This is a genomic window from Variovorax cryoconiti (assembly GCF_051216395.1).
In the GTDB taxonomy this organism is placed as follows: domain Bacteria; phylum Pseudomonadota; class Gammaproteobacteria; order Burkholderiales; family Burkholderiaceae_C; genus Variovorax.
In genome coordinates this window covers 1-23837 of sequence record NZ_JBPJZI010000007.1, presented here as the reverse complement: position 1 = coordinate 23837, position 23837 = coordinate 1, and the positions used below count along the sequence as shown (strand labels likewise).

24 protein-coding genes are annotated in these 23837 nt (G+C 67.9%); 18 read left to right on the top strand and 6 right to left on the bottom strand.

Going from position 1 to position 23837, the window contains the following annotated elements:
• From ACSFA2_RS17385 to ACSFA2_RS17320, 14 genes are all read left to right on the top strand, one after another.
• Positions 1-972 (top strand): ABC transporter permease, encoded by a 972-nt coding sequence (locus tag ACSFA2_RS17385; RefSeq protein ID WP_435456567.1) that lies wholly within the window; start codon positions 1-3, stop codon positions 970-972.
• Positions 969-1817 (top strand): ABC transporter permease, encoded by an 849-nt coding sequence (locus tag ACSFA2_RS17380; RefSeq protein WP_435456566.1) that lies wholly within the window; start codon positions 969-971, stop codon positions 1815-1817. The genes ACSFA2_RS17385 and ACSFA2_RS17380 overlap by 4 nt, the downstream gene beginning before the upstream one ends.
• Positions 1814-3463, top strand: a complete 1650-nt coding sequence (locus ACSFA2_RS17375; RefSeq protein WP_435456565.1) for an ABC transporter ATP-binding protein — start codon at positions 1814-1816, stop codon at positions 3461-3463. Before ACSFA2_RS17380 ends, ACSFA2_RS17375 begins: the two co-directional genes overlap by 4 nt.
• Positions 3464-3480: 17 nt before the next feature.
• Positions 3481-4428 (top strand): 2-hydroxyacid dehydrogenase, encoded by a 948-nt coding sequence (locus tag ACSFA2_RS17370; protein WP_435456564.1) that lies wholly within the window; start codon positions 3481-3483, stop codon positions 4426-4428.
• Positions 4429-4462: 34 nt separating this feature from the next.
• Complete coding sequence (locus tag ACSFA2_RS17365) at positions 4463-5845, top strand: aminotransferase (protein ID WP_435456563.1); 1383 nt, start codon at positions 4463-4465, stop codon at positions 5843-5845.
• Complete coding sequence (locus ACSFA2_RS17360; RefSeq protein ID WP_435456562.1) at positions 5842-6900, top strand: histone deacetylase family protein; 1059 nt, start codon at positions 5842-5844, stop codon at positions 6898-6900. Before ACSFA2_RS17365 ends, ACSFA2_RS17360 begins: the two co-directional genes overlap by 4 nt.
• Positions 6901-6910: 10 nt before the next feature.
• Positions 6911-7816, top strand: a complete 906-nt coding sequence (locus ACSFA2_RS17355) for a DMT family transporter (protein WP_435456561.1) — start codon at positions 6911-6913, stop codon at positions 7814-7816.
• Between the two features lie 36 nt (positions 7817-7852).
• Positions 7853-8563, top strand: a complete 711-nt coding sequence (locus ACSFA2_RS17350; protein ID WP_435456560.1) for a GntR family transcriptional regulator — start codon at positions 7853-7855, stop codon at positions 8561-8563.
• A gap of 19 nt (positions 8564-8582) precedes the next feature.
• The gene (locus ACSFA2_RS17345; protein WP_435456559.1) at positions 8583-9611 is read left to right on the top strand and encodes a histone deacetylase family protein; all 1029 of its coding nucleotides are present in this window, start codon (positions 8583-8585) and stop codon (positions 9609-9611) included.
• A complete protein-coding gene (locus ACSFA2_RS17340) occupies positions 9608-10666 on the top strand; it encodes a phosphotransferase (protein ID WP_435456558.1) in 1059 nt (352 codons plus the stop codon). The genes ACSFA2_RS17345 and ACSFA2_RS17340 overlap by 4 nt, the downstream gene beginning before the upstream one ends.
• Before the next feature lie 13 nt (positions 10667-10679).
• Positions 10680-11963: an aspartate aminotransferase family protein gene (locus ACSFA2_RS17335; RefSeq protein ID WP_435456557.1), complete on the top strand. Its 1284-nt coding sequence runs from the start codon at positions 10680-10682 to the stop codon at positions 11961-11963.
• A gap of 382 nt (positions 11964-12345) precedes the next feature.
• Positions 12346-13152 (top strand): hypothetical protein, encoded by an 807-nt coding sequence (locus tag ACSFA2_RS17330; RefSeq protein ID WP_435456556.1) that lies wholly within the window; start codon positions 12346-12348, stop codon positions 13150-13152.
• Between the two features lie 70 nt (positions 13153-13222).
• A complete protein-coding gene (locus tag ACSFA2_RS17325; protein WP_435456555.1) occupies positions 13223-13822 on the top strand; it encodes a hypothetical protein in 600 nt (199 codons plus the stop codon).
• Between the two features lie 387 nt (positions 13823-14209).
• Positions 14210-15610 (top strand): amidase family protein, encoded by a 1401-nt coding sequence (locus ACSFA2_RS17320; RefSeq protein WP_435456554.1) that lies wholly within the window; start codon positions 14210-14212, stop codon positions 15608-15610.
• 24 nt (positions 15611-15634) lie between these two features.
• Here the strand turns inward: ACSFA2_RS17320 and ACSFA2_RS17315 are convergent, their stop codons facing one another.
• The gene (locus tag ACSFA2_RS17315) at positions 15635-16651 is read right to left on the bottom strand and encodes a MerR family transcriptional regulator (RefSeq protein ID WP_435456553.1); all 1017 of its coding nucleotides are present in this window, start codon (positions 16649-16651) and stop codon (positions 15635-15637) included.
• A 219-nt stretch (positions 16652-16870) separates the two neighbouring features.
• Between ACSFA2_RS17315 and ACSFA2_RS17310 the strand changes: the two genes are divergently transcribed.
• Positions 16871-17308 (top strand): Hsp20/alpha crystallin family protein, encoded by a 438-nt coding sequence (locus ACSFA2_RS17310; protein WP_435456552.1) that lies wholly within the window; start codon positions 16871-16873, stop codon positions 17306-17308.
• A 131-nt stretch (positions 17309-17439) separates the two neighbouring features.
• Entirely contained in the window at positions 17440-17763 is a 324-nt protein-coding gene (locus ACSFA2_RS17305) for an Hsp20/alpha crystallin family protein (protein ID WP_435456766.1), read from the top strand.
• 4 nt (positions 17764-17767) lie between these two features.
• Here ACSFA2_RS17305 and ACSFA2_RS17300 read toward each other — a convergent pair whose 3' ends face one another.
• The 5 genes from ACSFA2_RS17300 to ACSFA2_RS17280 all read right to left on the bottom strand — a co-directional run bounded on the left by ACSFA2_RS17300 (position 17768) and on the right by ACSFA2_RS17280 (position 22008).
• On the bottom strand, positions 17768-18052 hold the full coding sequence (locus ACSFA2_RS17300; protein ID WP_286647481.1) for a cupin domain-containing protein: 285 nt from the start codon (positions 18050-18052) through the stop codon (positions 17768-17770).
• A 33-nt stretch (positions 18053-18085) separates the two neighbouring features.
• Positions 18086-20608, bottom strand: a complete 2523-nt coding sequence (locus ACSFA2_RS17295) for a chemotaxis protein CheW (RefSeq protein WP_435456551.1) — start codon at positions 20606-20608, stop codon at positions 18086-18088.
• A gap of 153 nt (positions 20609-20761) precedes the next feature.
• A complete protein-coding gene (locus ACSFA2_RS17290) occupies positions 20762-21247 on the bottom strand; it encodes a GNAT family N-acetyltransferase (RefSeq protein ID WP_435456550.1) in 486 nt (161 codons plus the stop codon).
• A gap of 4 nt (positions 21248-21251) precedes the next feature.
• Positions 21252-21509, bottom strand: a complete 258-nt coding sequence (locus ACSFA2_RS17285; RefSeq protein WP_435456549.1) for a hypothetical protein — start codon at positions 21507-21509, stop codon at positions 21252-21254.
• A 22-nt stretch (positions 21510-21531) separates the two neighbouring features.
• Complete coding sequence (locus ACSFA2_RS17280) at positions 21532-22008, bottom strand: FKBP-type peptidyl-prolyl cis-trans isomerase (protein ID WP_435456548.1); 477 nt, start codon at positions 22006-22008, stop codon at positions 21532-21534.
• Positions 22009-22296: 288 nt separating this feature from the next.
• Here ACSFA2_RS17280 and ACSFA2_RS17275 point away from each other — a divergent pair, with 288 nt between their 5' ends.
• Both ACSFA2_RS17275 and ACSFA2_RS17270 read left to right on the top strand, forming a co-directional pair.
• Entirely contained in the window at positions 22297-23217 is a 921-nt protein-coding gene (locus ACSFA2_RS17275; RefSeq protein WP_435456547.1) for a hypothetical protein, read from the top strand.
• 218 nt (positions 23218-23435) lie between these two features.
• The coding region (locus tag ACSFA2_RS17270) for a TorF family putative porin (protein WP_435456546.1) at positions 23436-23837 on the top strand (402 nt) is incomplete at its 3' end.

Here is a 23837-nt window from a genome sequence, read left to right as displayed (position 1 = left end):
ATGAAGCGCACGCAGTTCATGTTGACCCGCGTGCTGCAGGGTCTGATCGCCATCCTGCTCATCGCCACGGTCAACTTCATGCTGGTGCGCGCCGCGCCGGGCGACCCGGTGTCGGTGATGGCCGGCGAGGCGGGGGCGTCCGACGCGCAGTTCGTGGCGCAGCTGCGTGCGCAGTTCGGCCTGGACAAGCCGATCACCACGCAGCTGGCCACGTACCTGGGCAAGGTGGTGCAGCTGGACCTGGGCTATTCGTACCGGCAGCAGCAGCCGGTGCTCAAGCTCATCCTGGACCGGCTGCCCGCGACGCTGCTGCTCACCGGCAGCGCCTTCGTACTGTCGCTGATCTTCGGCATCACGCTGGGGGCGCTGTCGGCACGAAAGGCGGGCACCTGGGTCGACAGCGCCATCAGCCTGGTGGCGCTCGTCTTCTACGCCACGCCGCTCTACTGGCTGGCACTCATGGCCGTGCTGGTCTTCACGGTGCAGCTCGACTGGCTGCCGGGCTTCGGCTTCAGCACCGTCGGCTCGGGCGCGACCGGGCTCGCCCTGGCCTGGGACATCGCGCAGCATCTGGTGCTGCCGGTGCTGACGCTGGCGCTGTTCTACATGGCGGTGTATGCGCGCATGACCCGCGCAGCCATGCTGGAGGTCGCGCAGATGGACTTCGTAAAAACGGCGCGCGCCAAGGGCGTGAAGCCGGGCCGCATCCTGCGCGCCCACGTGCTGCGCAACGCGCTGCTGCCGGTCGTCACGCTGGCGGGCATCCAGGCCGGTGGCCTGATCGGCGGCGCGGTGCTGACCGAGACCGTGTTCGCCTGGCCGGGCCTGGGCCGGCTGATGTTCGACGCGCTGCTGCAGCGCGACTACAGCCTGCTGCTGGGCACCTTCCTGGTGACCGCCGCCATGGCCGTTCTGTTCAACCTCATCACCGACCTCGTCTACACGCTGGTCGACCCGCGGATCGAGCTATGACACTCAAGAGTCCTTTCGTGCGGCGCTACATGCGCAACAAGGGCGCCGTCGCAGGCATGGTCGTGCTGCTGCTCGTCGCCGTGGTCGCTGTCTTCGGCCCGTGGATCGCCACCAACGATCCGTGGGGCATGGTGCAGCAGCCCTTCCTGCGGCCGTGGACCGAGCCCGGCTTCGCGCTGGGCACCGACACGCTCGGCCGCGACATCCTCTCGGGCGTCATCTACGGCGCGCGCATCTCGCTGCTGATCGGGCTGGTGTCGACCGTGGTCGCGCTGCTCATCGGCGTCACGCTCGGCGCCATTGCCGGCTACTTCGGCGGCTGGATCGACGCGGCGCTGATGCGTTTCACCGAGATCTTCCAGGCGGTGCCGAGCTTCGCGCTGGCCATCGTGCTGGTGGCCATCTTCCAGCCGTCGGTGGGCTCCATCGTCGCGGCCATCGCGATCGTGTCGTGGCCGCCGGTGGCGCGCCTGGTGCGCAGCGAGTTCCTCACGCTGCGCCAGCGCGACTTCGTGCAGGCCGCGCTGCTGGCCGGCCAGTCGACGCCGCGCATCATCCTCACGCAGATCCTGCCCAACGCCATGTCGCCCATCATCGTGATGGCCTCGCTGATGATCGCCACCGCGATCCTGCTGGAGTCGAGCCTGAGCTTCCTCGGCCTGGGCGACCCGAACCAGATGAGCTGGGGCTACATGGTCGGCTCGGCGCGCACCGTGCTGCGCCAGGCCTGGTGGATGGCGCTGTTCCCGGGCCTGGCCATCGTGCTGACGGTGCTGGCGCTCAATCTCGTGGGCGAAGGCCTCAACGACGGGCTCAACCAGCGCCTCGATGGGAGAACCAAATGAGCGTCAGCGCTATCAAGCCGGTGCAGCCGGTGCTCGAGGTCGTCGACCTGAGCATCTGCCTGCCCGCCGGCGCCGACCGTTCGCTCGCCGTCGAAGGCGCGTCGCTGTCGGTGCTGCCCGGCCAGACGCTGTGCGTTGTCGGCGAATCCGGATCGGGCAAGTCGATGATCGCCAATTCGGTGATGGGCCTGCTGCCGCAACCGCATGTGCGGCCGGTCGGCGGCAAGATCCTCTTCGAAGGCATCGACCTGCTCACGCTGACCGAGCCGCAGATGCGCGAACTGCGCGGCCGCCGCATCGGCATGGTGTTCCAGGAGCCGATGACGGCACTGAACCCGGTGATGCGCATCGGCGAGCAGATCGGCGAGGTGTTCGACGCGCACGTCAGCGTGTCGGCCGCCGAGAAGCGAAAGCGCATCCTGGCCGCGCTGGCCGACGTCGGCCTGCCCGAGCCCGAGCTGCTGATCGACGCCTACCCCTTCCGCCTGTCGGGCGGCCAGCGCCAGCGCGTGATGATCGCCTGCGCGCTCATCCTCGAGCCGGTGCTGCTGATCTGCGACGAGCCCACCACCGCGCTCGACGTGACCACGCAGGCGCAGATCCTGAAGCTGGTGCGCGAGCTGCAGCAGCGCCGCGGCACTGCCGTGCTCTTCATCACGCACGACTTCGGCGTGGTCTCCGAGATCGCCGATCACGTGGTGGTGATGCAGACCGGCCAGGTGGTCGAGGCCGGTCCGGCGCGCGACGTGCTGCAGGCGCCGCAGCATCCGTACACGCGCAAGCTGATCGATGCGATTCCCACCGGCACCGCGACCCGGCCGCCGTCGACCAGCGACGCGACCTACGTGCTGCAGGTGCAGGACCTGTGCAAGACCTACCGCTCCGGCAATGGCCTCTTCAAGCGCGGACGCGCAGTGCAGGCCGCCAAGGACATCAGCTTCAACCTGCGACGCGGCGAGACGCTGGGCGTGGTGGGCGAATCGGGCTCGGGCAAATCGAGCGTGGGCCGCTGCCTGGTCGGGCTCGCGCCCTTCGACAGCGGCCGCATCCTCTTCAACGGGCGCAACCTGGCGCAGGGCGGCAATTTTCGCGCCGCGGCCGAAGGCAAGATCCAGATGGTCTTCCAGGACCCGTACGCCTCGCTCAACCCGCGCCACCGCGTCGGCGCGGCCATCGCGGGCGGGCCGATCGCGCAGGGCGTGAGCAAGTCCGAGGCGATGGCGCGCACCATGGCGCTGCTCAAGCTCGTCGGCCTCGGCGCCGACGCGGCCGACCGCTACCCGCACGAGTTCTCGGGCGGGCAGCGTCAGCGCATCGGCATCGCCCGCGCGCTGGCGATGCAGCCGTCGCTGCTGGTGGCCGACGAGCCGGTGTCTGCGCTCGACGTGTCGGTGCAGGCGCAGGTGCTCGAACTCTTCGCGCAGGTGCGCGAAGAGTTCCAGCTCGCCATGGTCTTCATTACGCACGACCTGCGCGTGGCCGGCCAGATGTGCGACCACATTGCCGTCATGCAGCGCGGCGTGGTGGTCGAATACGGCGAGACGGCCAAGGTGCTGGGCGACCCGCAGCACGAGTACACGCGCAAGCTGATCGACGCCGTGCCACGGCTGTCGTCGCCCGACGAAGCCCCGGCCCTCGCGGCCTGACCCCCGAAGCCATGAAGATGAACAAGCCTCCCGTCGTCGCGCTGCTGAGTTCGGCGATACACATGCAGTACCTGGCCGATGCGTTCGAGCAAGCGCAGCCGGGCATCGACGTGCGCATGGGCGACGACCTCGGCCCGCTCGACGACATCGACGTCGCCGTCTGCTGGTTCCCCAAGCACGGCCGGCTCGCGCAGTTTCCGAACCTGCAGCTGGTGCAGTCGCTGGCGGCCGGCGTCGACCACATCCTGGCTGACCCCGACCTGCCGCGCCAGCTGCCGCTGTGCCGCATCGTCGACGACACGATGGCTGCCGGCATGAAGGCCTATGTGAGCTGGGCCGTGGTGCAGCACCACCGCGGCATGAAGGCGTACGTCGCCAGCTCCGACGCCGCGAAATGGGAAGAGCAGCCGGTGGTCTCGCCGCGCCGCCACCGCGTGGGCATCGCCGGCCTCGGCACGCTGGGCCTGGCCTGCGCGGATGCACTGTCGACCATCGGCTACCAGGTGCGCGGCTGGAGCCGCAGCGCGAAGAGCGATCTGCCCGATGGCGTGACCGGCTTCCACGGCGCCGACCAGCTCGACGACTTTCTGTCGGGCTGCGACACGCTGGTGTGCCTGCTGCCGCTGACGCCGCAGACGCAGGGCTTCCTCAATGCCGCGCTGTTCGCCAAGCTGCCACGGGGTGCGCACCTGATCAACGTCGGGCGCGGCGACCACCTGGTCGAAGCCGACCTGCTGCCGGCGCTCGCGAGCGGGCAGCTGTCGGCCGCCACGCTCGACGCCTTCTCGGTCGAGCCGCTGCCCAAGGACCACCCGTTCTGGGGCCACCCGAACATCCTCGTCACGCCGCACATCGCGACGCGCACCGACCGCCTCGTCATCGCCCAGCAGACGCTCGCCAACCTGGCCGCTATTCGCCAGGGCGAACGCCCGCTCAACCAGATCGACCTCGAACGCGGCTACTGAGCCGCCGCCCGGCCGATCGCATCCGGAGACTTCCATGAACGCCACCGCACAAGCAGCCACCCACGCCGAGAACGCCGCGCACGACGTCGCCGCGCATCTGCACCCCTTCACCAACCTCGCGACGCACCCGCAGGTCGGCCCGCTGGTCATCACGCGCGGCGACGGCATCTTCGTGGAAGACGACCAGGGCCGCCGCTACCTCGAGGCGATGTCGGGCCTGTGGTGCGCGTCGCTGGGCTTCAGCAACGCGCGCCTGGCCAAGGCCGGCAGCGACGCATTGCACGGCCTGCCGTACTACCACACCTTCAACGGCCGCTCGAACCCGGCGGCCATCGCGCTGGCCGACAAGCTCATTGCGCTCGCGCCTGTGCCGATGTCGAAGGTGTTCTTCGCCAACAGTGGCTCCGAGGCCAACGACTCGGCCGTGAAGCTGGTCTGGTACTACCACAACGCCATCGGCCAACCGGCCAAGAAGAAGATCATCGCGCGCAAGAACGCGTACCACGGCGTCACGGTCGTGGCCGCCAGCCTGAGCGGGCTGATCAACAACCACCGCGACTTCGACCTGCCGATCGACCGCGTCCTGCACGTCGACTGCCCGCACCACTTCCGCTATGCCGAGCCCGGTGAAACCGAGGAGGCCTTCGCGACCCGCCTGGCCGACAACCTCGAGAAGCGCATCCTCGAAGAAGGGCCCGACACCGTGGGCGCTTTCATCGCCGAACCGGTGATGGGCGCGGGCGGCGTGCTGGTGCCGCCGGCCACCTACTTCGAGAAGGTGCAGGCGGTGCTCGCAAAGTACGACGTGCTGCTGATCGCCGACGAAGTCATCTGCGGCTTCGGCCGCACCGGCGAGATGTTCGGCTCCACCACCTTCGGCCTCAAGCCCGACATCCTCACGAGCGCCAAGGCGCTGTCGTCGGGCTATGTGCCGATCTCGGCCGTGATGGTCAACGAGAAGGTGCATGCCGCCGTGGCCGCCAACAGCGGCAAGATCGGCACCTTCGGCCACGGCTTCACCTACTCGGGCCATCCGGTCGCCTGCGCCATCGCGCTCGAGACGCTGAAGGTCTACGAGGACGAGAACATCCTCGCCCACGTCAAGTCGCTGGTGCCGCAGTTCCAGAAGGCGCTGCACAGCTACGAAGGCCGCAAGTACGTCGGCGAGGTGCGCGGCGTGGGCCTGATCGCCGCCATCGAGCTGTACGCCGACCCGGCCCAGCGCGTGTCCTTCGACCCCGCGAAGAAGGCCGGCGCACGGCTGGCCGAGCTGGCGCTGGCGCAGGGCCTGATCGTGCGTGCCATGGGCGATTCGATCGCCTTCTGCCCGGCGCTCATCACCACCGCCGCCGAGATGGACGAACTGTTCGCGCGCTTCGACCGCGCCATGGCGATCTTCGAAGAGACCTTCGCATGAAGGCCTTCTTCACGGACGACCAGCTGCTGCACGACCCGCAGCAGTACATGCGCGTCGGCCGCATCTGCAAGCCCACCGACCTGCCCAGCCGCGCGCATGCGCTGCGCGACGCGCTGGCCGGCCGCGGCATCGCGCTGGCATCGCCGCCGGATGTCGGCCGCGCGCCGCTCGAGGCCGTGCACAGCACCGACTACCTCGACTACCTCGAGACCGCCTATGCGCAGTGGCGCGAGCTGAAGGTCTTCGGCCTGGAGCCGGGCATCGAGGTGCTGCCCAACCTCTCGCCGTACTACAACGGCGTGCCGGGCGTGGACCGCGCCCCATGCCCGTCGCCCTCACTCATCGCCCGCACCGGCTACTACATCAGCGACCTGTCGTGCCCGCTCGGGCCGCACACCTGGCGCTCGATCCTGCGCTCGGCACACACCGCCGTGGCTGCCGCCGATGCGGTGCTGGCCGGCGACGAGGTGGCCTATGCGCTGTGCCGCCCTTCGGGCCACCATGCGCACCGTGACCGCGCGGGCGGCTTCTGCTACATCAACAACAGCGCCATCGCAGCGCAGCGCCTGCGCGCGCAGCACGGCAAGGTGGCGGTGCTCGACGTCGACGCGCACCACGGCGACGGCACGCAGAACATCTTCTACGCGCGCGGCGACGTGCTCACCGTGTCGACGCACGCCGACCCGAGCGGCTACTACCCCTTCTACACGGGCTATGACCACGAACGCGGTGTCGGCGCGGGCGAGGGCTTCAACCTCAACCTGCCGCTGGCGCACGGCACGGGCAACGACGCGTTCCTCGACGCGGTCGACCGCGGCGTGGCGGCGGTGCGCGACTTTGCACCGGGCGCGCTGGTGCTGCCGCTGGGCTTCGACACCTACAAGGACGACCCCATCAGCGTGCTGAAGCTCGACCTCGACGCCTACCGCGCGCTCGGCGAGCGCATCGGCGCGCTGCAGTTGCCGACCGTGGTAGTGCAGGAAGGCGGCTACATGGTCGAGGCCATCGGGCCTGCGCTCGATCAGTTCGTGCAGGGCTTCCTGTCCACCCGATGAACGCCTCGAAATGAGCGCTGCCGTTGCCTCGCTGCGCCCGCCCGGCTCCCGAAGCGCCGGCGTCGCGATCTTCTTCTGCGCGCTGGTGGCCTTCGCGTCGTACGACGCCTTCTGCAAGTACATGCTGCAGTTCTACTCGGCGCCCTTCGTCAACGTGATGCGCTACTTCGCGGTCATCGGCATCGCCTTCGCGATGCTGCTGCACCACGGCGACCTGCGCATCTGGCGCGCGCCGCAGAAGCCGCTGCTGTTGCTGCGCGGCGTGATGCTGGCGACGGTGGCCACCTGCTTCATGACGGCCCTGCTGTGGATGCCGCTGGCCGAGGCCACCGCCATCTACTTCACCGCGCCGCTGCTGATGGTCGCGCTGTCGCCCTGGCTGCTGGGCGAGACGGTGCGGCGCAGCCGCTGGATTGCGGTGCTCGTCGGCTTCGGCGGCATGCTGCTCATCGTGCGGCCGGGCGGCAATCTACCGCTGCTGGGCACGGTGCTGATGGCGGTATCGGCCGTCTGCTACGCGATCTTTCAGCTGCTCACGCGGCGCCTCGCGGGCCAGGTGGCGAGCCCGGTGCAGTACGCGTACACGGCCATCGTCTGCCTGGTCGTCACGGCCATTCCCGCCCCCTTCTTCTGGCCCACGCAGCACGTGCCCGTCGGCGACGCGTTGCTGCTGTTGGCCGGTGGCGCCTGCAGCGGCGCGGCGCAATGGCTGCTGCTGGCCGCGTTCTCGCGCGTCGAGGCCTCGACGCTGGCGCCGCTCAACTACTTCCAGCTGCTGCTGGCGGTGCTGATCAGCTCCTTCTTCTTCCACCGGCCGCCCGACACGTTGGCGATCGCCGGCATCGCGCTCATCATGTGCGCCGGCATGTACATCGCGCGTGCGCGATCGACGCCGTCGCGGGTCGCCATCGAATAAGAACGGAGCCATCGGCTCCAACGAGACACAACACCCATGGCAATTTCAACGCCTTCCGACGCCACCTTTTTCGAGTCCGTCGAATCGACCGACCTGGTCGGGCTGGTCGAAGCCGAGCTCACGCGCGCCATCGTCGAAGGCCACCTGCCACCGGGCAGCCGTATCGTCGAGGCCGACATCGCGCGCCGCATGGGCATCAGCCGCGCACCGGTGCGCGAGGCGGCGCGCCGGCTGGAGCGGCAGGGCGTGCTGGTCTCGCGGCCGCGCCACGGCTTCGCGGTGCGAACCATCAGCGTGCAGGAGATCGACGACCTGTACGAGGTGCGCCTGAGCATCGAGCTCACATCGATCGAACTCGCCTGCCGCAAGGCCGACGACGCCGGTCTGGCGCGCGTCAAGGCGCTGGTCGACACCATGGTGCGCGAGGCCGCCACGCAGGCGCAGGACGAACGCATCACGAGCGATCTGGAACTGCACACGCTGATCTGCGAGCTCTCGGGCAACGCGCATCTGCGCCGCATCTACCAGAACACGCAGACCGAGCTGCGCATGATCATCGCGCTCATCGACGCGGTCTACCACGACCCGGCCACCGTGGCCTCCCTGCATTACCCCATCGTCGACGCGCTGATGAAGCGCGACGCCGAAGCCGCCAAGGCCGCCATGCGGGTGCACCTGGAGGACGCATGGCAGAACGTGCGCGCGCTGTTCGTGAAGCAGCACGGCGCCGCGCCTTCCCCCGCTTGAACCGCTCAAGGACATCGGCATGAAAGTCGTCTACACCGACACCCACAAGGACCACGATCCGCAACTCTTCATGGTGCGCGGCAAGTTGAAGCGCAGTAACGAGCAGCCCGAGCGCGCGTTCCGCCTGCTCGAAGCGGTGAAGAACGAGGGCCACGAGATCGTGGCGGGCGCCGACTTCGGCGCCGCGCCGCGTGCCGCCATCCACACGCCCGAGTACCTGCGCTTCCTCGAGACGGCCCATGCACGCTGGCAACTGCTGGACGACCCGTCGGACGAGGTCATGCCCAACATCCATCCCTTCCCCGGCCAGCCCTGCACCTACCCCGAGAGCGTGGTCGGCCAGGCCGGCTTCCACATGGGCGACAACGCGTGTTCGATCGGCGCGCACACGTGGGCCGCGGCCATTGCGTCGGCCCACATGGCGACGCATGCGGCGCAGCTGGTGCTCGACGGCGAGCGTGCCGCCTACGCGCTGTGCCGACCGCCGGGCCACCATGCCTACGTCGACCGCGCCAATGGCTTCTGCTACCTCAACAACGTGGCGATCGCCGCGCAGTACATGCGCCGTGTCCACGACCGCGTGGCGATCCTCGACATCGACGTGCACCACGGCAACGGCACGCAGGGCATCTTCTACCGGCGCAGCGACGTGCTGACGATTTCGCTGCACGGCGACCCGCGCAACTTCACGCCCTTCTTCACCGGCCATGCGCACGAGCGCGGCGAAGGCGAAGGCCTGGGCTACAACATCAACAAGCCGCTGGCGCTGGGCACCGACATCGACGGCTACCTGCCCGCGCTGCGCGACGCCTGCGACAGCATCCGCGCCTTCGCGCCCGGCGCGGTGGTGGTGGCCCTCGGGCTCGATGCGCACGAGAAGGACCCGTACAAGGGCATGAAGATCACCACGCCCGGCTTTACCGTGCTGCTGGCCGAGATCGCACGCCTGGGCCTGCCGACCGTGCTGGTGCAGGAGGGCGGTTACCTGTCGGACGACCTGGGTCCGAACATTGCGAGTGCGCTGCGCGGCTTCGCGAGCGCTGCATGACCGACATGACGGATTTCGACGATGCGCAGGTGCTGAGCGAAGGCTCACCCGAGCTCGATGACGCCTGGGTGCGCGAACTCGCGCAGGAGCGCTGGGGCATCGCTGGTGAGATGAAGCCGCTGACTGGCGAGCGCGACCGCAACTACCGGCTGGAGCGCGCATCCGACGGTGCGTGCTTCGTGCTGAAGATCTCGCACCCGGCCGAGACCGCGCTGGTCGCCGACTTCCAGACGCAAGCCCTGCTGCATCTCGCGAAGGCCGACGCCGCGCTGCCGGTGCAGCGCATCGTGCCGACGATCGATGGCGTGCCGTCCATCGTGGTCGACCCGGGTGACGGGTTGCTGCGCGTGGCCCGCGTCTTCACCTACCTGCCCGGCCTGCCGCTGCCCGAGGCCCCGCGCACGCCGCTGCAGCAGCAGAACCTGGCGCGCATGCTGGCGCGGCTCGACGTGGCGCTGGCCGGCTTCGACCACCCGGCCGGCGACCTGCCATTGCCGTGGGACCTGCAGCGCGCCCAGAGCGTGCGCGGCTTGCTCGCGCACATCGCCGATGTCGATCGCCGCGCGCTCGCCACCGCGGCGCTCGACCGCTTCGAGCACACGGCCCAGCCGGTGCTGCGTACGCTGCCCGCGCAGCCCATCCACAACGACTTCAACATCTACAACGTGCTGGTCGACCCGCACGACACCGACCGCATCGCCGCCATCCTCGACTTCGGCGACATGGTGCGCGCGCCCTGCATCGACGACCTGGCCGTGGCCGCGGCCTACCAGATCGGCACCGACGACGATCCGCTCGCGAACATCGTGCCCTTCGTCGCCGCGTACCACGCGGTGCGGCCGCTGTCGGCGACCGAGCTCGACCTGCTGTTCGCGCTGATCACGGCACGGTTGGTGATGGTGGTCGCCATCAGCGGCTGGCGTGCCGCGCGCTACCCGGAGAACGCGGCCTACCTGCTGCGCAACAACCCGCTGTCGTGGGCGCGGCTGCAGGCCTGCGAGCGCGTCGGCCACGCCGCGGCCACCGCAGCCTTCCGCCGCGCCTGCGGACTCTGAACGAAAGCATCCCATGTCCTCGATCCCCGCCGACACACAGGCCTTGATGGAACGCCGCGCGCGCGTGCTCGGCCCGGCCTACCGCCTGTTCTACGAGACGCCGCTGCACCCGGTGCGTGGCGACGGCGTGTGGCTGCACGACGCCGACGGCAAGCGCTACCTCGACGCGTACAACAACGTGGCGTCGATCGGCCACTGCCACCCGCACGTGGTCGAGGCCATCGCGCGGCAGGCGGGCATTCTCAACACGCACACGCGCTACCTGCACGAAGGCGTGCTCGACTACGCCGAGCGGTTGCTCGCCACGATGCCCGACGAACTCGCGCATGCGATGTTCACCTGCACCGGCAGCGAGGCGAACGACCTGGCGATGCGCATCGCCCGCGCCCACACCAAGGCCGAAGGCCTGATCGTCACGCGCTTCGCGTACCACGGCGTGACCGCATCGATCGCGGAAGCCTCGCCGTCGCTCGGCAAGTTCGTGCAGCTCGGCAAGACCGTGCGCACGGTGCCCGCACCCGACAGCTACCGCATCGCGCCGTCGGACATGGGGCGCGCCTTCGCCGCCGGCGTGCGCGAAGCCATCGCCGACCTGGAGGCGCACGGCATGCGCCCCGCCGCGCTGCTGGTCGATACCTCCTTCTCCAGCGACGGCATCTTCACCGACCCGCCCGGCTTCCTGCAGGAAGCGGTCGAGGCGGTGCGCGAGGCCGGCGGCGTCTTCATCGCCGACGAGGTGCAGGCCGGGCTCGGCCGCACGGGCGATGCGATGTGGGGCTTCCAGCGCCACGGCGTGGTGCCCGACATCGTCACCATGGGCAAGCCGCTCGGGGCCGGCCACCCGCTCGCCGGCATCGCGATCCGGCCCGAGGTGCTGGCCGCCTTCGGCCGCGAGTGCCGCTACTTCAACACCTTCGGCGGCAACCCGGTGTCGATGGCCGCCGGCATGGCAGTGCTCGACGTGGTCGAGCGCGAAGGCCTGGTCGCGAATGCGCAGCGCGTCGGCGCGTACCTGCGCGAGCGGCTCACGCAGCTCGCGGACCGCCATGCGCTGATCGGCGACGTGCGCGGTGCCGGCTTCTTCGTCGGCGTCGAGATGGTGACCGACCGCCAGGCGCGCACCCCCGCCAACGCCGAGACGGCGCGCATCGTCAATGCGATGCGCGAGCGCGGCGTGCTCTTCAGCGCGACGGGCGAGCAGGGCAACATCCTGAAGATTCGCCCGCCGCTGGTCTTCTCCGAAGCCAACGCCGACCTGCTGGTCGATACGCTGGACGCAGTGCTGTCTTTGGTCTGAGTGGCCGGAGTGCTCTGTAGGTCTGTGGGCGGACCGAGGGCGGCGGGTGACTCCTTCCGCTCATGTCCCCCGCCTGCGGCTCCTCCTCTACTTCGCTACACGAGTCACCCACCGCCCTCGGCCTTGGGTACCTTGGGGCAAAAGCCTGACCTTTGGGGGTGCTGTTTCGACGGCGTAACGACTATAGTTTTACACCCGTAAGCATGCAGGGGACTCATGGATTTTTATACGTAGGTATTCTCACCGTGATGCGGTCGAAAACCCAGATTGCGAGCTACTTCTCCAAGAGAATCAGTGTCCAGAGTCTCCCGCACAGCCCAAGTTATTTCTCGGATTTTGCCGGATACATTACGTTAGGCCGTTTAGGCGAGAGTGCACCAAAATGTCGTTTCGATCTCTTCATGACGAACTGCTCGAATACAGCGGTCAAGCAACTTTCACCGACGTGTTGAGCCCCTGGCTGGAGAAGCATCTTGCCGAAGTTGAATGGCTTAGGTCCATTCGAGAACGAACCGGGAAGCCTATTCCTACAGCGTCTGAAGAAGAGCTCTGGCAGCTCTATGCCGCAGGTCGAGCGTTGGAGCTTCTTACGCTTCGATTCCAGATCGGCCGTGCCGACGGAAGCGATTGGCCCGGCCCGGTGATCTCGGAAGACGAGTTCATACACTTCTCACAATGCGTAGGCCTAGATGTACTAAACCCCGGCGAGTATTCGCCTTTTCATCACGAGATTGTCGGGTTGTCTCGCTCTACCGATGCCCATCAATCGGTTCAACTGTCAAGTTACCACTGGCCTTGCCTAATGCTCGGCCCTCTTCTCTTTGTGCGAGCGGGTGTAACCGTGTCCGCAGGCTCCAACGTCTTGGCTCCCGGGGTTGCGGACGTATCCACTCTCTATTGGGCCTATCGCAGAAAGACTCGACCGCACCAAGATCTCGCCCACGGCTGGGGAAGCAACTCTTCATGGCGAACATTCTTTCGGCGTGACTACCACTTGGGCGACACGTTTCACTTCAATGTGGATGGCAAGACCGATCTCTCCAAGGTCCGAGGTGAAGTGAGAAATGAAGAGGGGCTAAGCCCTGAGGAGAGAATCGAGTTGGTCGTAAATCGCTGCTTTGTCGTCACCACTAAAGACGACGCCGATCAGTTTCCATACAACGATCGGTTTTTAATGAAAGCGGAGTAGGCATGAATCGGCCCAAAGGCTTACCGCGCTTGCCTCCGCGGGCCAGTTTGCTCGAACATCAGGGATAAAAATGGGCAACTATTCTGAGCTCTATTTCGCAGATAAAAAGGCACCTCCGAAGCGTGGAGAACTGAGCGACGACTCGCCATACCTCCTATCGAAATATCACGTGCCTCTGCTTTGGCTGGCACTTTTTGATCCAAAAGACATCGTGGCTATCCCTGTTGATGGTGGAGAGGACGTCAATCCCTATCTCGTAAAAGCAAGAGACGAGGCAGTTGTCATGCTCACATCCCGAGAGCCATGGCTGCTGTCAAACTTTAAGAATCTCAAATCTCTTTGGGTCTCGCAGTTCAAAGCTGTTTTGGAAGGAGCCGACTTTGACTATGTCCAACTTGACACCAGCGATATCGGCAGCATGGTTGGAAGTGGAGAAGAGTGGAAGTCTTTGCTTGAGAAAATTCTAAGAATGTTCAACGAACAAGTGCCACAGGAAGCATCGCCGGGATTATTTGGAAGACTCTTTGCCAAACCGAAAGAACAGACTAGTTGGGACGTCTTCAATCAAAGACTAGGCTCCGCTTTCAATGGGGATCGAGGAGTTCAACCTTGGCCCTACTGCGGAGCAAGCGGTACCGATGAGACCATGCCTTGGGAGTGTGATCTCTAACCCTTTCATCGAGAGGACGTCACAAGGGCTACGCCCTGCGCCGCCTCTCATGTCAAACGTTCGGCATCAGGAAGAATTGCTACTGTGAATCTGCTCACAGGGCGCTCATGCGAGCGCGAGAGTCAGCCCGTGAACTGGCACCCACCTCGCCAGAGCGGTACGCGTCTTCAAGCTCCGCAAACAGCGTTGGCGTGCGTTCCTTCGAGGCTGTCCACAAGAGCAGCGGCGACGGCTGAGCGCTCTTCAGGCGCGAGTTCCAGTACGTCATGCAGCAGGTGGTCTATACGTGCGCTGATGCTTCCAGCACAGCGCCGCGGGCGTGCCACCTAACCCCTCGCGCAAGCGCCAACTGGACAGCGTCCTAGCCACGCTGTAAACACCCCGACCATGACCGACATCTGGCGCCTCTCTGCATCCGACGTTGCGCAGCACATCGCGCAACGCCAGTTCTCTGCCGTCGAAGCCGCGCAGGCCGCTTTGGCGCGGCTCGACGCCGTCAACCCGCGGCTCAACGCGGTGGTCGACTGGCGCCCCGACGAGGTGTTGCAGCGCGCCGACGCCATCGACGCCGCACTGGCCCGCGGCGAAGACTGCGGCCCGCTCGCCGGCGTGCCGATCACCGTCAAGGTGAACATCGACCAGGCTGGCTTCGCGACCACCAACGGCGTGACGCTGCAGAAGGACCGGATCGCCGCCACCAACAGCCCGGTGGTCGACAACTTCCTGAAGGCGGGCGCGGTGATCGTCGGCCGCACCAACACGCCGGCCTTCAGCTACCGCTGGTTCACCGACAACCGGCTGCACGGCCGCACGGTCAATCCGCGCGATGCGTCGCTCACGCCGGGTGGCTCGTCCGGTGGCGCGGCCTCCGCCATCGCGGCCGGCATCGGCCACCTGGCGCACGGCACCGACATCGCCGGCTCGATCCGCTACCCGGCCTACGCCTGCGGGGTGCACGGCCTGCGCCCGTCGCTGGGCCGCGTGGCCGCCTTCAATGCGTCGGGGCCGGAACGCAACATCGGCGGGCAGATCACCGCCGTGTCGGGGCCGATCGCGCGCACCATCGGCGACATCCGCCTGGGCCTGGCCGCCATGGCCGGCGCCGACGACCGCGACCCGTGGTGGGTGCCGGCACCGCTCGAAGGCCCCGATGTGCCGCGCGTCGTCGGCCTGTGCGTGCGGCCCGACGGGCTCGACACGTCGCCGGCGGTGGCCGCCGCGCTGGTCGATGCGGCCGAGCGCCTGCGCGACGCCGGCTGGCAGGTGGAAGAACTCGACGACGTGCCGCCGCTGCAGGACGCCTGCACCACGCAGATCGTGCTGTGGATGGGCGACGGCTACGACGCGATGGTGGCCGCAGCGCAGCAGGAGGGCGATGCCGGTGCCATCGCGGCGCTCGCGGGCCAGGTCGGCCTCGTCGGTGCGGCGGGCGCGGTGGACCTGTCGAAGGCGCTGATCCGCCGCGCCACCCTGGCGCGTGCGTGGCAGGAATTCACCACGCGCTACCCGGTGCTGCTGATGCCGGCGAGCGCCGAGCTGCCCTTCGCCTCTGACCTCGACCTGCAGGGTGCCGATGCCTACGCACGCGTGTGGGCCGCGCAGGCCCCGATGATCGGCCTGCCGCTCACCGGGCTGCCGTCGCTGGTCGTCTCCACCGGCATGGTCGGCACCAGCCCGGTCGGCGTGCAGCTGGTGGCGGGGCGCTTCCGTGAAGACCTGTTGCTGGCCGCCGGCGAAGCGATCGAGGCGCGTGGAACGCCGCCGATGCCGGTTGCCTTCGGCGCCTGAACCGCGTCGCCCACGCGTGCGGGTTCAAGCCGCCTGGGGCCAGCAGACCACCACGCCTTCGGTTCGCGCGCGCGCCGACGGCGTGCCCAGGCACATCGCCACCGCTTCATAGCCCGGCGCGCCCGCATGCGGCGCGACGAGAAAGGGCGGGCTGTGGTTCGGGGGACAGAAGATCACCGTCTCGTCGGGTCCGACCGCTCGCAGATCCAGCAGGGAAGAGGAGCGAGTGAGGCAAAACAACGGCCGTGTGGCAGAGCCTTGTCGTCGCAGGTGCACAGCGAGGGCTTCCTGCGTGGCCTGGTCGAGCCCCTGCTCGATCATGTCGACCACGAGCGCATCGGGGCCCTCCGTGTCCAGTTCGACGACGAGGGCCAGCAAGGCGTCCGAGGCGTTCGCGCCACGTTCGACGAGCGAGGCCAGGCGCGTGGCGACCCGGATGCTCAACGCTGCATCGGCTTGCAGCCGTGCCTTGGCTGCGGCCGCGCCGGCTGCCGCGCGGTCCAGTCCGATGAAGACGGCGTTCGGCAGGCGCTCGGCCAGGCGCTGCGCCAACCGGGTCTTGCCGCTGAACAGCGGGCCGACGATGTAGTTGATGGCCCGGATGTCTTGCAATTCAAAGACTTCGCCCTTCCAGGGCCATGGGAGTTCGAACGCGACGCCATGCGCAGAGCGCGGACGGCTCTGCGCGAGACCTTCGGCGTTCGAGCAGGAATTCCGCAGGGTCTGCACCTGACCCACCAGTCCGGCGATCTCGCGCATGCGTGCCTCGAGCGCGGCCTGGTGCTGGGCCAGCACCGGTTCGCGGCTCGGCGCATGGCCCTTCAGCGCACGCGCGACCTGTGCGAGGGTGAGGCCGAGCGCGCGGAGTGCCACGACCTGCGCCGCGCGCTGCAGGTCCTCGGTGCCGTACATCCGCCATCCGGCAGGCGACCTGGCCGGCACGACCAGGCCCTTCTGCTCGTACACGCGCAGCGCCTTGACCGACACGCCGAGTTGCCGTGCGGCTGCGGAAGGATGCAGATGTCGCGTACTTGAGTCCATCGGTCGACCTCGTTACGGAATGAATTCCCTCTTTATAGGGGCGTCCCCAGGGGACGGGTCAAGCAATGGGGTGATGTCGATACCGGTCGCCGGTCGCCCGAAAAAAAGCGAAATCTCCGCTCTTGAAGTCGTCCGGGCGTGCCCTATGTACGCCCTCGGACGCGCTGGACACGCCTCCGGCGCCTCCTTCGTTTCAACGCATGAATGGAGGTTATCGCCATGGTTCGATCGTTTTTTCCGCGCGACATGTTCGCCGAACTCGATCGCCTGCAGCGCGACATGCAGCAGGCCTTCGATCTGTCGCCCACCATCCGCGGCATCGGCCGCAACGGCTTCCCGGCCATCAACGTCGGCGGCACGCCGCAGTCCATCGAGGTCTTCGCCTTCGCGCCCGGCGTCGATCCGGGCAAGCTGGAGGTGAACCTCGAACGCGGCCTGCTCACCATCGCCGGCGAGCGCCAAGCCGACCTGCCCAAGCCCGAAGACAAGGCCGCCGTGCACATCAACGAGCGCTTCGAAGGCAGCTTCCGCCGCGTGCTCACGCTGCCCGACGACGCCGACCCGGACGCGGTCGACGCCAGGTACCGCGACGGCGTGCTGCACATCAGCATCCAGCGGCGCGCATCGGCCCAGCCGCGGCGCATCGCCGTCCAGTGATTTCCATCGTCGACACCGCAAGAAAGGAGCGCATCGTGAACATCCATCAGACACCTGCCACCACCCGCGGCGCGTCGAACACGCCGGCCGCACAGCAAGCGCAACCGCGTTCGCGCTACAGCGACGCCGCGCTGACGCCACCGGTCGACGTGATCGAAGACAGCGGCGGCATCACGCTCTACGCCGACCTGCCGGGCGTATCGCGCGACAAGCTGCAGCTGAACGTCGAGGCCGACACGCTGACCATCGAGGCCGAGTCGGCGCTGCCGTCGCCCGAGGGTCTGCAGTCGAGCCACACCGAGGTCGGGCTGGCGCGCTTTCGCCGCGTCTTCACGCTGAGCAAGGAGCTCGACACCGAGCAGGTCTCGGCCGAGTTCGCGCAGGGCGTGCTGCGCCTGCGCATCCCGAAGGCGCAGCACGCGCAGCCGCGACGGGTCGAAGTGAAGGTGGCCTGAGGCCTTACTTGAGCTCTATTTCGACGAAGACGAACTCGTGGTCGTTGGCGTTGATCACGTTGTGCTCGACGCCCGTGAGCCGCGTGTACGAGACACCGGCGGTCAGGGGGCTGCGCACCTCGCCGTTCGGCGTTTCCAGCAGCAGCGTGCCGGTGGTCATCGGCACCACGATGTAGTCCATGCCGTGGCGGTGGTAGCCGGTTTCGGCGCCGGGCGGAAAGCGCCATTCGGTGACGGTGACGCGGTCGTTGTCGATCTGGACGGTGGGGATGGCGGTGGGGCGGGTCATGCGGGCGATTGTGCAAGCCGCGTGCCTGCGCCGCTACGTCCGCGCCGCGGCTCGTCCGATGGCGTGCAGCGCATCGATGTCGATGACCGTCAGCATCGGCCCGTCGCCGCCGTCCACCAGCGCGGTCGCCAGCGGGTCACGCGCCTCCAGGCCCGGCGGCAGCGGCCGCAGGGCCGAGCGCGGCACGTCGAAGACCGGGCCGAGTTCGTCCACACGCAGTGCGACCCGGCGCTGGTTCGCGTCTTCGCAGACGACGAGCAGGGCGTTCCGGCGGTCGGACGCGCCACCGGCGTCGCGGCCGAGGCGATGCAGGTCGATCACCGCCAGCGCCCGGTCGTCGTGGATGACGATGCCGCCGCGCCCTTCGCCAGAGGCCGAGGCGGGCGCCTCGATGGCTTCGACCACCTGGGCCGTCGCGAGGCCGAGCCACTGGGGCCCGAGCCGCACGCTCGCAAAGCCGGTGCGTTCGTCCTTCGGGGGCGCGTGCGCGTCCAGCGCCGGCGCGAAGCGCGCGGGCAAGGCGTCGGTGTCGCCAGCGGTCACCTCGCCCAGGGCCGACAGCACCAGGCAGGCCATGTCGTCGGGGCCGCAGCTGCCGGTGCTGTCGTACTCGCGGTAGCCACCCGTCATGGCGATGCCGGCCGCATGGAGCACGCCGCCGAGCTCGACGAGTGCGCCGTTCGACGCGCCCCGGGCCAGCGATTCGCAGCGCTGGCGCAGCGGCGCTTCGTCGCCGGCCTGCCAGCGCGCGTCGGTGCTGGCCACCACCGTGCCGTTGCGGGTGAGAAAGAGCGCCAGGGCGCCGGGCAGCGGGGCGCCCGCCGCGTCGCGCGGCAACACGTCGTGGAGCATGGCTTGCATCTGCACCGCACTGTCGAAGACGGTTGCCACGGTGCCGCCCCGGCCCGTGCCGGTGTGGGCATGCGCCGCGAAGATGCTGGTGCCGCGGCCGTCGTAGAAGGGCGACGGGCCGAAGGCCGCGCGCACGTAGGCGCTTTCGTCGCGCAGCAGGGCGGCCGCCGACATCCAGGGCGTTGCCACGGTGCCCTCTTGCGGCGTGCACGAGCTGGCGAGCACCTTGCCGTGCTCGTCGAGCAGCAGGAGCTGTGCGTACACCGTGTACAGGCCGTTGATGTGCGCGAGCACCTTCGAGGCCTGGGCGCACGCGGCGGGCGTGCGGTCGCGCGCGGCGGCACGCAGGGTCTCGTCGAGGGCCCACCAGCGGCAGTCGTTCGCGCGCTCGTAGAAGCTGCGGTCCAGGATGTCGCTGCCCAGCGCCGCGGCGGCCCGCACCTGGTCGACCACCGAGGCTTCGGCCGACTGCTGCAGCTGCGCGATCGCCTCTTCGAAGACCTGGCTGATGCGGCGCCCCGTGGCGGTGACGCGCTCGAGCAGCACGTTCGCGAAACCGGTACCGGACACATCGCCGCCGTCCGCCTTGCGCAGGCGCAGCTGGCCGTTCCACACCAGCCGTTCGAGGCCCTGCTGGATGCCCTTGGCCTGGATCGGGATCGTGCGCAGCGCTTCGCCGAACAGGTTGTTGCCGGCGGAAAGCCGGGCGCCGATGTCCTTCTTCGGCGTCGACGTCGGTGCTGTGCTGCCGTCGAACGCGACATCGAGCGGCACCAGCACGCAGCCGACCCAGCCCAGGCCGACGTAGCCCTGGTAGCCGTTCGAGGTCGCCTGCACCGTGAGGTACTCGCGCCCGGCGAAGCGCAGGGTGGCGCCGCCCGGGCGTGCCGTCGGAAGCACCACGCCGAGCTCGACCTGGTGCACGTCGGAACTGGCGACCACGGTGCGCTGCGCGTCGAGCAGCAGCAGCACCGAGGCCTCGTCGCCCGCGGTCAGCGCCGCGAAGATCGACGCCATTTCGTTCTGCAGCGCGAAGCTCAGGCACAGCACCGCCGCGGCGTGACCGCCGGGGGTGCGCACCGGGGCGCAGAAGAACAGGCCGTCCTGTCCGCCGAGCAGCGGCGACGGGCCGAAGCGCTCGAGGTAGGGTGCGTCGCTGCGCAGCGCAGTCTGCGCCAGCCCGGCGTCTGCCTGCGTGGCGGTGTCCTGCCGCAGGCGCACGCGGGCGCTGCCGTCGGTCGCGAGCAGCAGGATGTCGTCGTACACGCTGTATTTCGCCTGGTACGAATTCAGATGGTTCTGCAGGGCGCCGGCCTGCGCCGCGTCGATCTCGGTCGCCGCGGCGGCGCTGACGAGGGCACTGTCCAGTGCGAGAAAGCCCACGTCGGCAGTGCGCTCGAACAGGTTGCGCACCAGCAGGTCGACCAGGGTCTGTGCCTTGGCGCGCGCCGAGCGAAGGGCGTCCTGGCGCAGGCGTTGGGCCAGGGCGTCGAGCAGCACGCCGGTCAGAGCGTGGAACTTGGCGCCCGTGGCGGCGATGGACGTGCCGCTGCCGGTCATCTGCGCCAGCAGGCCGAGCTGGTCCCAGGTGTCTTCCAGCCGCTGCAGCGACTCGCGATGGTCATTCACCAGCGCCATGCGCGGGACGAGCGGCGCAACGTCGGGAGAGAACGTCACGCCCTTGAAAACGACAGTTCCGGACATGGCATGTACAGACGGATGCGCCCAAAGGTCGGCGTACCGCGTGGCGGGATGAAGGAAGTCGGATGCTAGGCCGAGGGGGCCGTCTCCCATGGGGGGAACAGAGGGGGCTTTTCCCCTCAGTTCGCTGCGGTGGGCGCAGCGGTGCCGGTGGGCTCAGGCGGCGGCCGTCAGCACCTTGCGCATGCGTGCATTGCGCAGGATGACGCCGGCGCGCTCGACCTCCTGCCGCAACTCGATCGCGAAGCCCGAGGCGACGAAGAAGCGCTCTGCGCGCAGGCTCACGTTGGCATGCAGCGCGGCGATGCCCTGCGCCTGCGCCGCCGCATGCAGATGCGCCATCAGGGCCGTGGCGACGCCGCGGCCCGCGTGATCGCCCGAGACGAAGAACATGTCGATGTGGCCGGACGGCTGCACGTCGGCAAAGCCGGCGACCGCGCCGCCCGATTCGGCGACGAAGGGCCGGATGCGCTGCATGCGCTCGGCCCACCGTGCGGCGTCGTGCTCGCGCGGCGCCCAGGCGGCGAGCTGCTCGGGGCGATAGTCGCGCGCCGCGAGGGTGTGGACGGAGGACTCGAAGACGCGGCGCAGCGCGGGTCCGTCGCCCGGCTGGTAGCTGCGGATGCGAAGCGCGTCGTCCAAAAGGTTACCGCCCCGTCACCGACCATCCCGCATGCAGGTTGGCCTTGTCGTTCTCGTATTCCCAGCGGGTGCCGCAGCGGTCGCAGCGGTAGCTGGTGACGGTCACCGAACGACCGTCCTCGCGCTCTTCCTTGCGGTTGTTGCCCTGCACCAGCTCGGCGTGGCCGGGGGCTCGGCGCCAGTTGCGCTGGATGCCGCTGCACGGCTCGCACAGCGCCATCTTCTTCTGGTCTTGTTCGCGGGCGCTCAAGGGGGAGTTCATGGGTGGGCCGTCGGTTCGTGGATCAATGATGGTGGCCGCCTGCGCCGTGCACATGGCGGTGTTCCAGCTCTTCCGGCGCGGCAGCACGCACCTCGAGCACCTTCAACACGAAGCGCAACTCCTGGCCGGCCAGCGGGTGGTTGCCGTCGAGCAGCACCTGGCTGCCCTTGATCTTCTTCACGTAGTAGATCTGCGGCTCGCCGTTGTCGTTGCGGCCTTCGAGCTGGCCGCCGACCTTCACGCCCGGCGGGAAGTCGCTCTTGTCGATGGTGCGCTCCAGTGCCGGGTCGCGCACGCCGAAGGCGTCTTCGGGCTTGAGCTGCAGCGTGACGCCGTAGCCGGCTTCCTGGCCGTCCAGCGCCTCTTCGATCTTGGGCAGCGTGTTGTCATAGCCGCCATGCAGGTAGCCCATGGGCTCCTTGGCTTCCTCGATGAGCTTGCCCTGCAGGTCGGTGACCTTGTAGCGGAGGGTGACGACGGTGTCTTTTTCGATTTTCATGGGGGGATTGTCCCGCAGGAGCGCTTGGTGGGGCCGGCGACGACACAAACACCCCAAGTGGCTGCCAAGCCGTTCGGCAGATTGACATCGCGCCGTACGGGGGTAGGCTGAGTTTGCACATTCTTCACATCAACCACTGCTGCGGGCAGAGGCCCGGACAGTCGCCATTCGGTTCTGCAAGGAGATGCCGCGATGCACATCCCAGAGGGGTCCGAAACAGTCCGTGTTGAACGTCCCGCTACCGCGCACCACCGACACCATCTGTACCGTCGCGGATGCTTGGTTCTTGTGGTCACTGCCGTTTCACTTCCTGTCTGGGCCCAGACAGGGCGGTACGAGGGCACCTGGGACGGCACGTTCTTCGGCGTCAATGGCGCGCCGCGCACCGGGACGGTCGTCGTGCGGGGTCAGACTGGCGAATGGAAGATGGACGCAGAGTCGCGCACCAACCCTTGCGTCGGGATGGCCGCTCCGATCGCTTTGCGAGACGACGGCCCCGACAGCCTGTCCTTCGAGATTCAACGATCCAAGGCACTTGCAGGCTGCCCTGACACGGTCATGCATCTGCGTCGAAACGGCGTCGATGGCCTCATCGGAATGTTGAACAAGCGACCTTTCGAATTGACCAGAAAGACCCCTGATTCCTTGAGCCCGGCAAAGACGGGCGCTGCGCCGCTTGCGGCGACCGGAATGGCGGTACCCCCGAACAATCCCGCGCAGACGGAGCCGAAAAATCAGATGACTTCGGCGGTCTCGGCGCCTGCCGGATCGTCGGCGCGCGTTGCGCCCACCCGAGTGGAAATGATCTATTTTGGAGGGAACGACTGTCCGCCCTGCGTCGCCTGGCGCGGAGTCGAGCTGCCCAAGCTGAAGAACATGGAAGCCTTTCGCAACGTCGACTTCACCCACGTCTATAAAACCGTGATGTCCACGGTGCCGGCCGAGACCTTTCTGCCCGACCACGTGAAACCGTACAAATCCAAGCTGGACGCCGCGAGCGGCCTTAATCGCGGCTCGGCGCAGACGGCGATCGTCGTGGACGGCGAGATCTTCGACTACTACTACGGGACGCGGTCCGCAGAAGACATAGCAGAGCGTCTTGTCGCCATCAAACGCGGCGGCGCTTACCCCTATGAACGCTGTTTGGAACTGCGCAACGGCTACAACGCGACACGAGGCCAATGCGTGCGACCGGTTGCCCCTTCTTGACGTGTCCTTCTGCTGCATCGCCCGAGCGGCCCAACCACTTGTCACCGTCCGATGCGCCACTCGCGCGTTCACCGTCAAAGAGGACCGCTTTTTATGCCGTCTTTGCGCGAGGCGGCCAAAGCTTTGCACCCTCTTGATGCCCGTTGCTCGACAGTGTCGTCCGGCTGCCGATTCGGCAGACATGAACGACAACGGCCGATGGCCCCAACGGAATCCCCATGCAAAAACGCACCCTTCGCAGCACCCTGTGTCTCGCCCTTGCCACCCTGCCGATGTTCGCCAGCGCACAGCTGACGGCCAATGTGGCACTCACGAGCAACTACAAGTTCCGCGGGCAGGACCAGGACACGGGCCGCACGCGTGCCTTCAAGCCGGCGATCCAGGGCGGCTTCGACTACGCCTTCGGCGAGAGCGGCTGGTACGTGGGCAACTGGAACTCCAGCGTCAACTGGCTGTCGGGCAACAGCATCGAGAGCGACCTGTACGGCGGCTACAAGTTCGCCGCCGGCGGCGTGAACTGGGACGTGGGCGCGCTGACCTACATCTACCCGGGTGCCAAGGGCGCCAACACCACCGAGCTGTACGGTGCCGGCAGCATTGGGCCCCTGACGCTGAAGTAC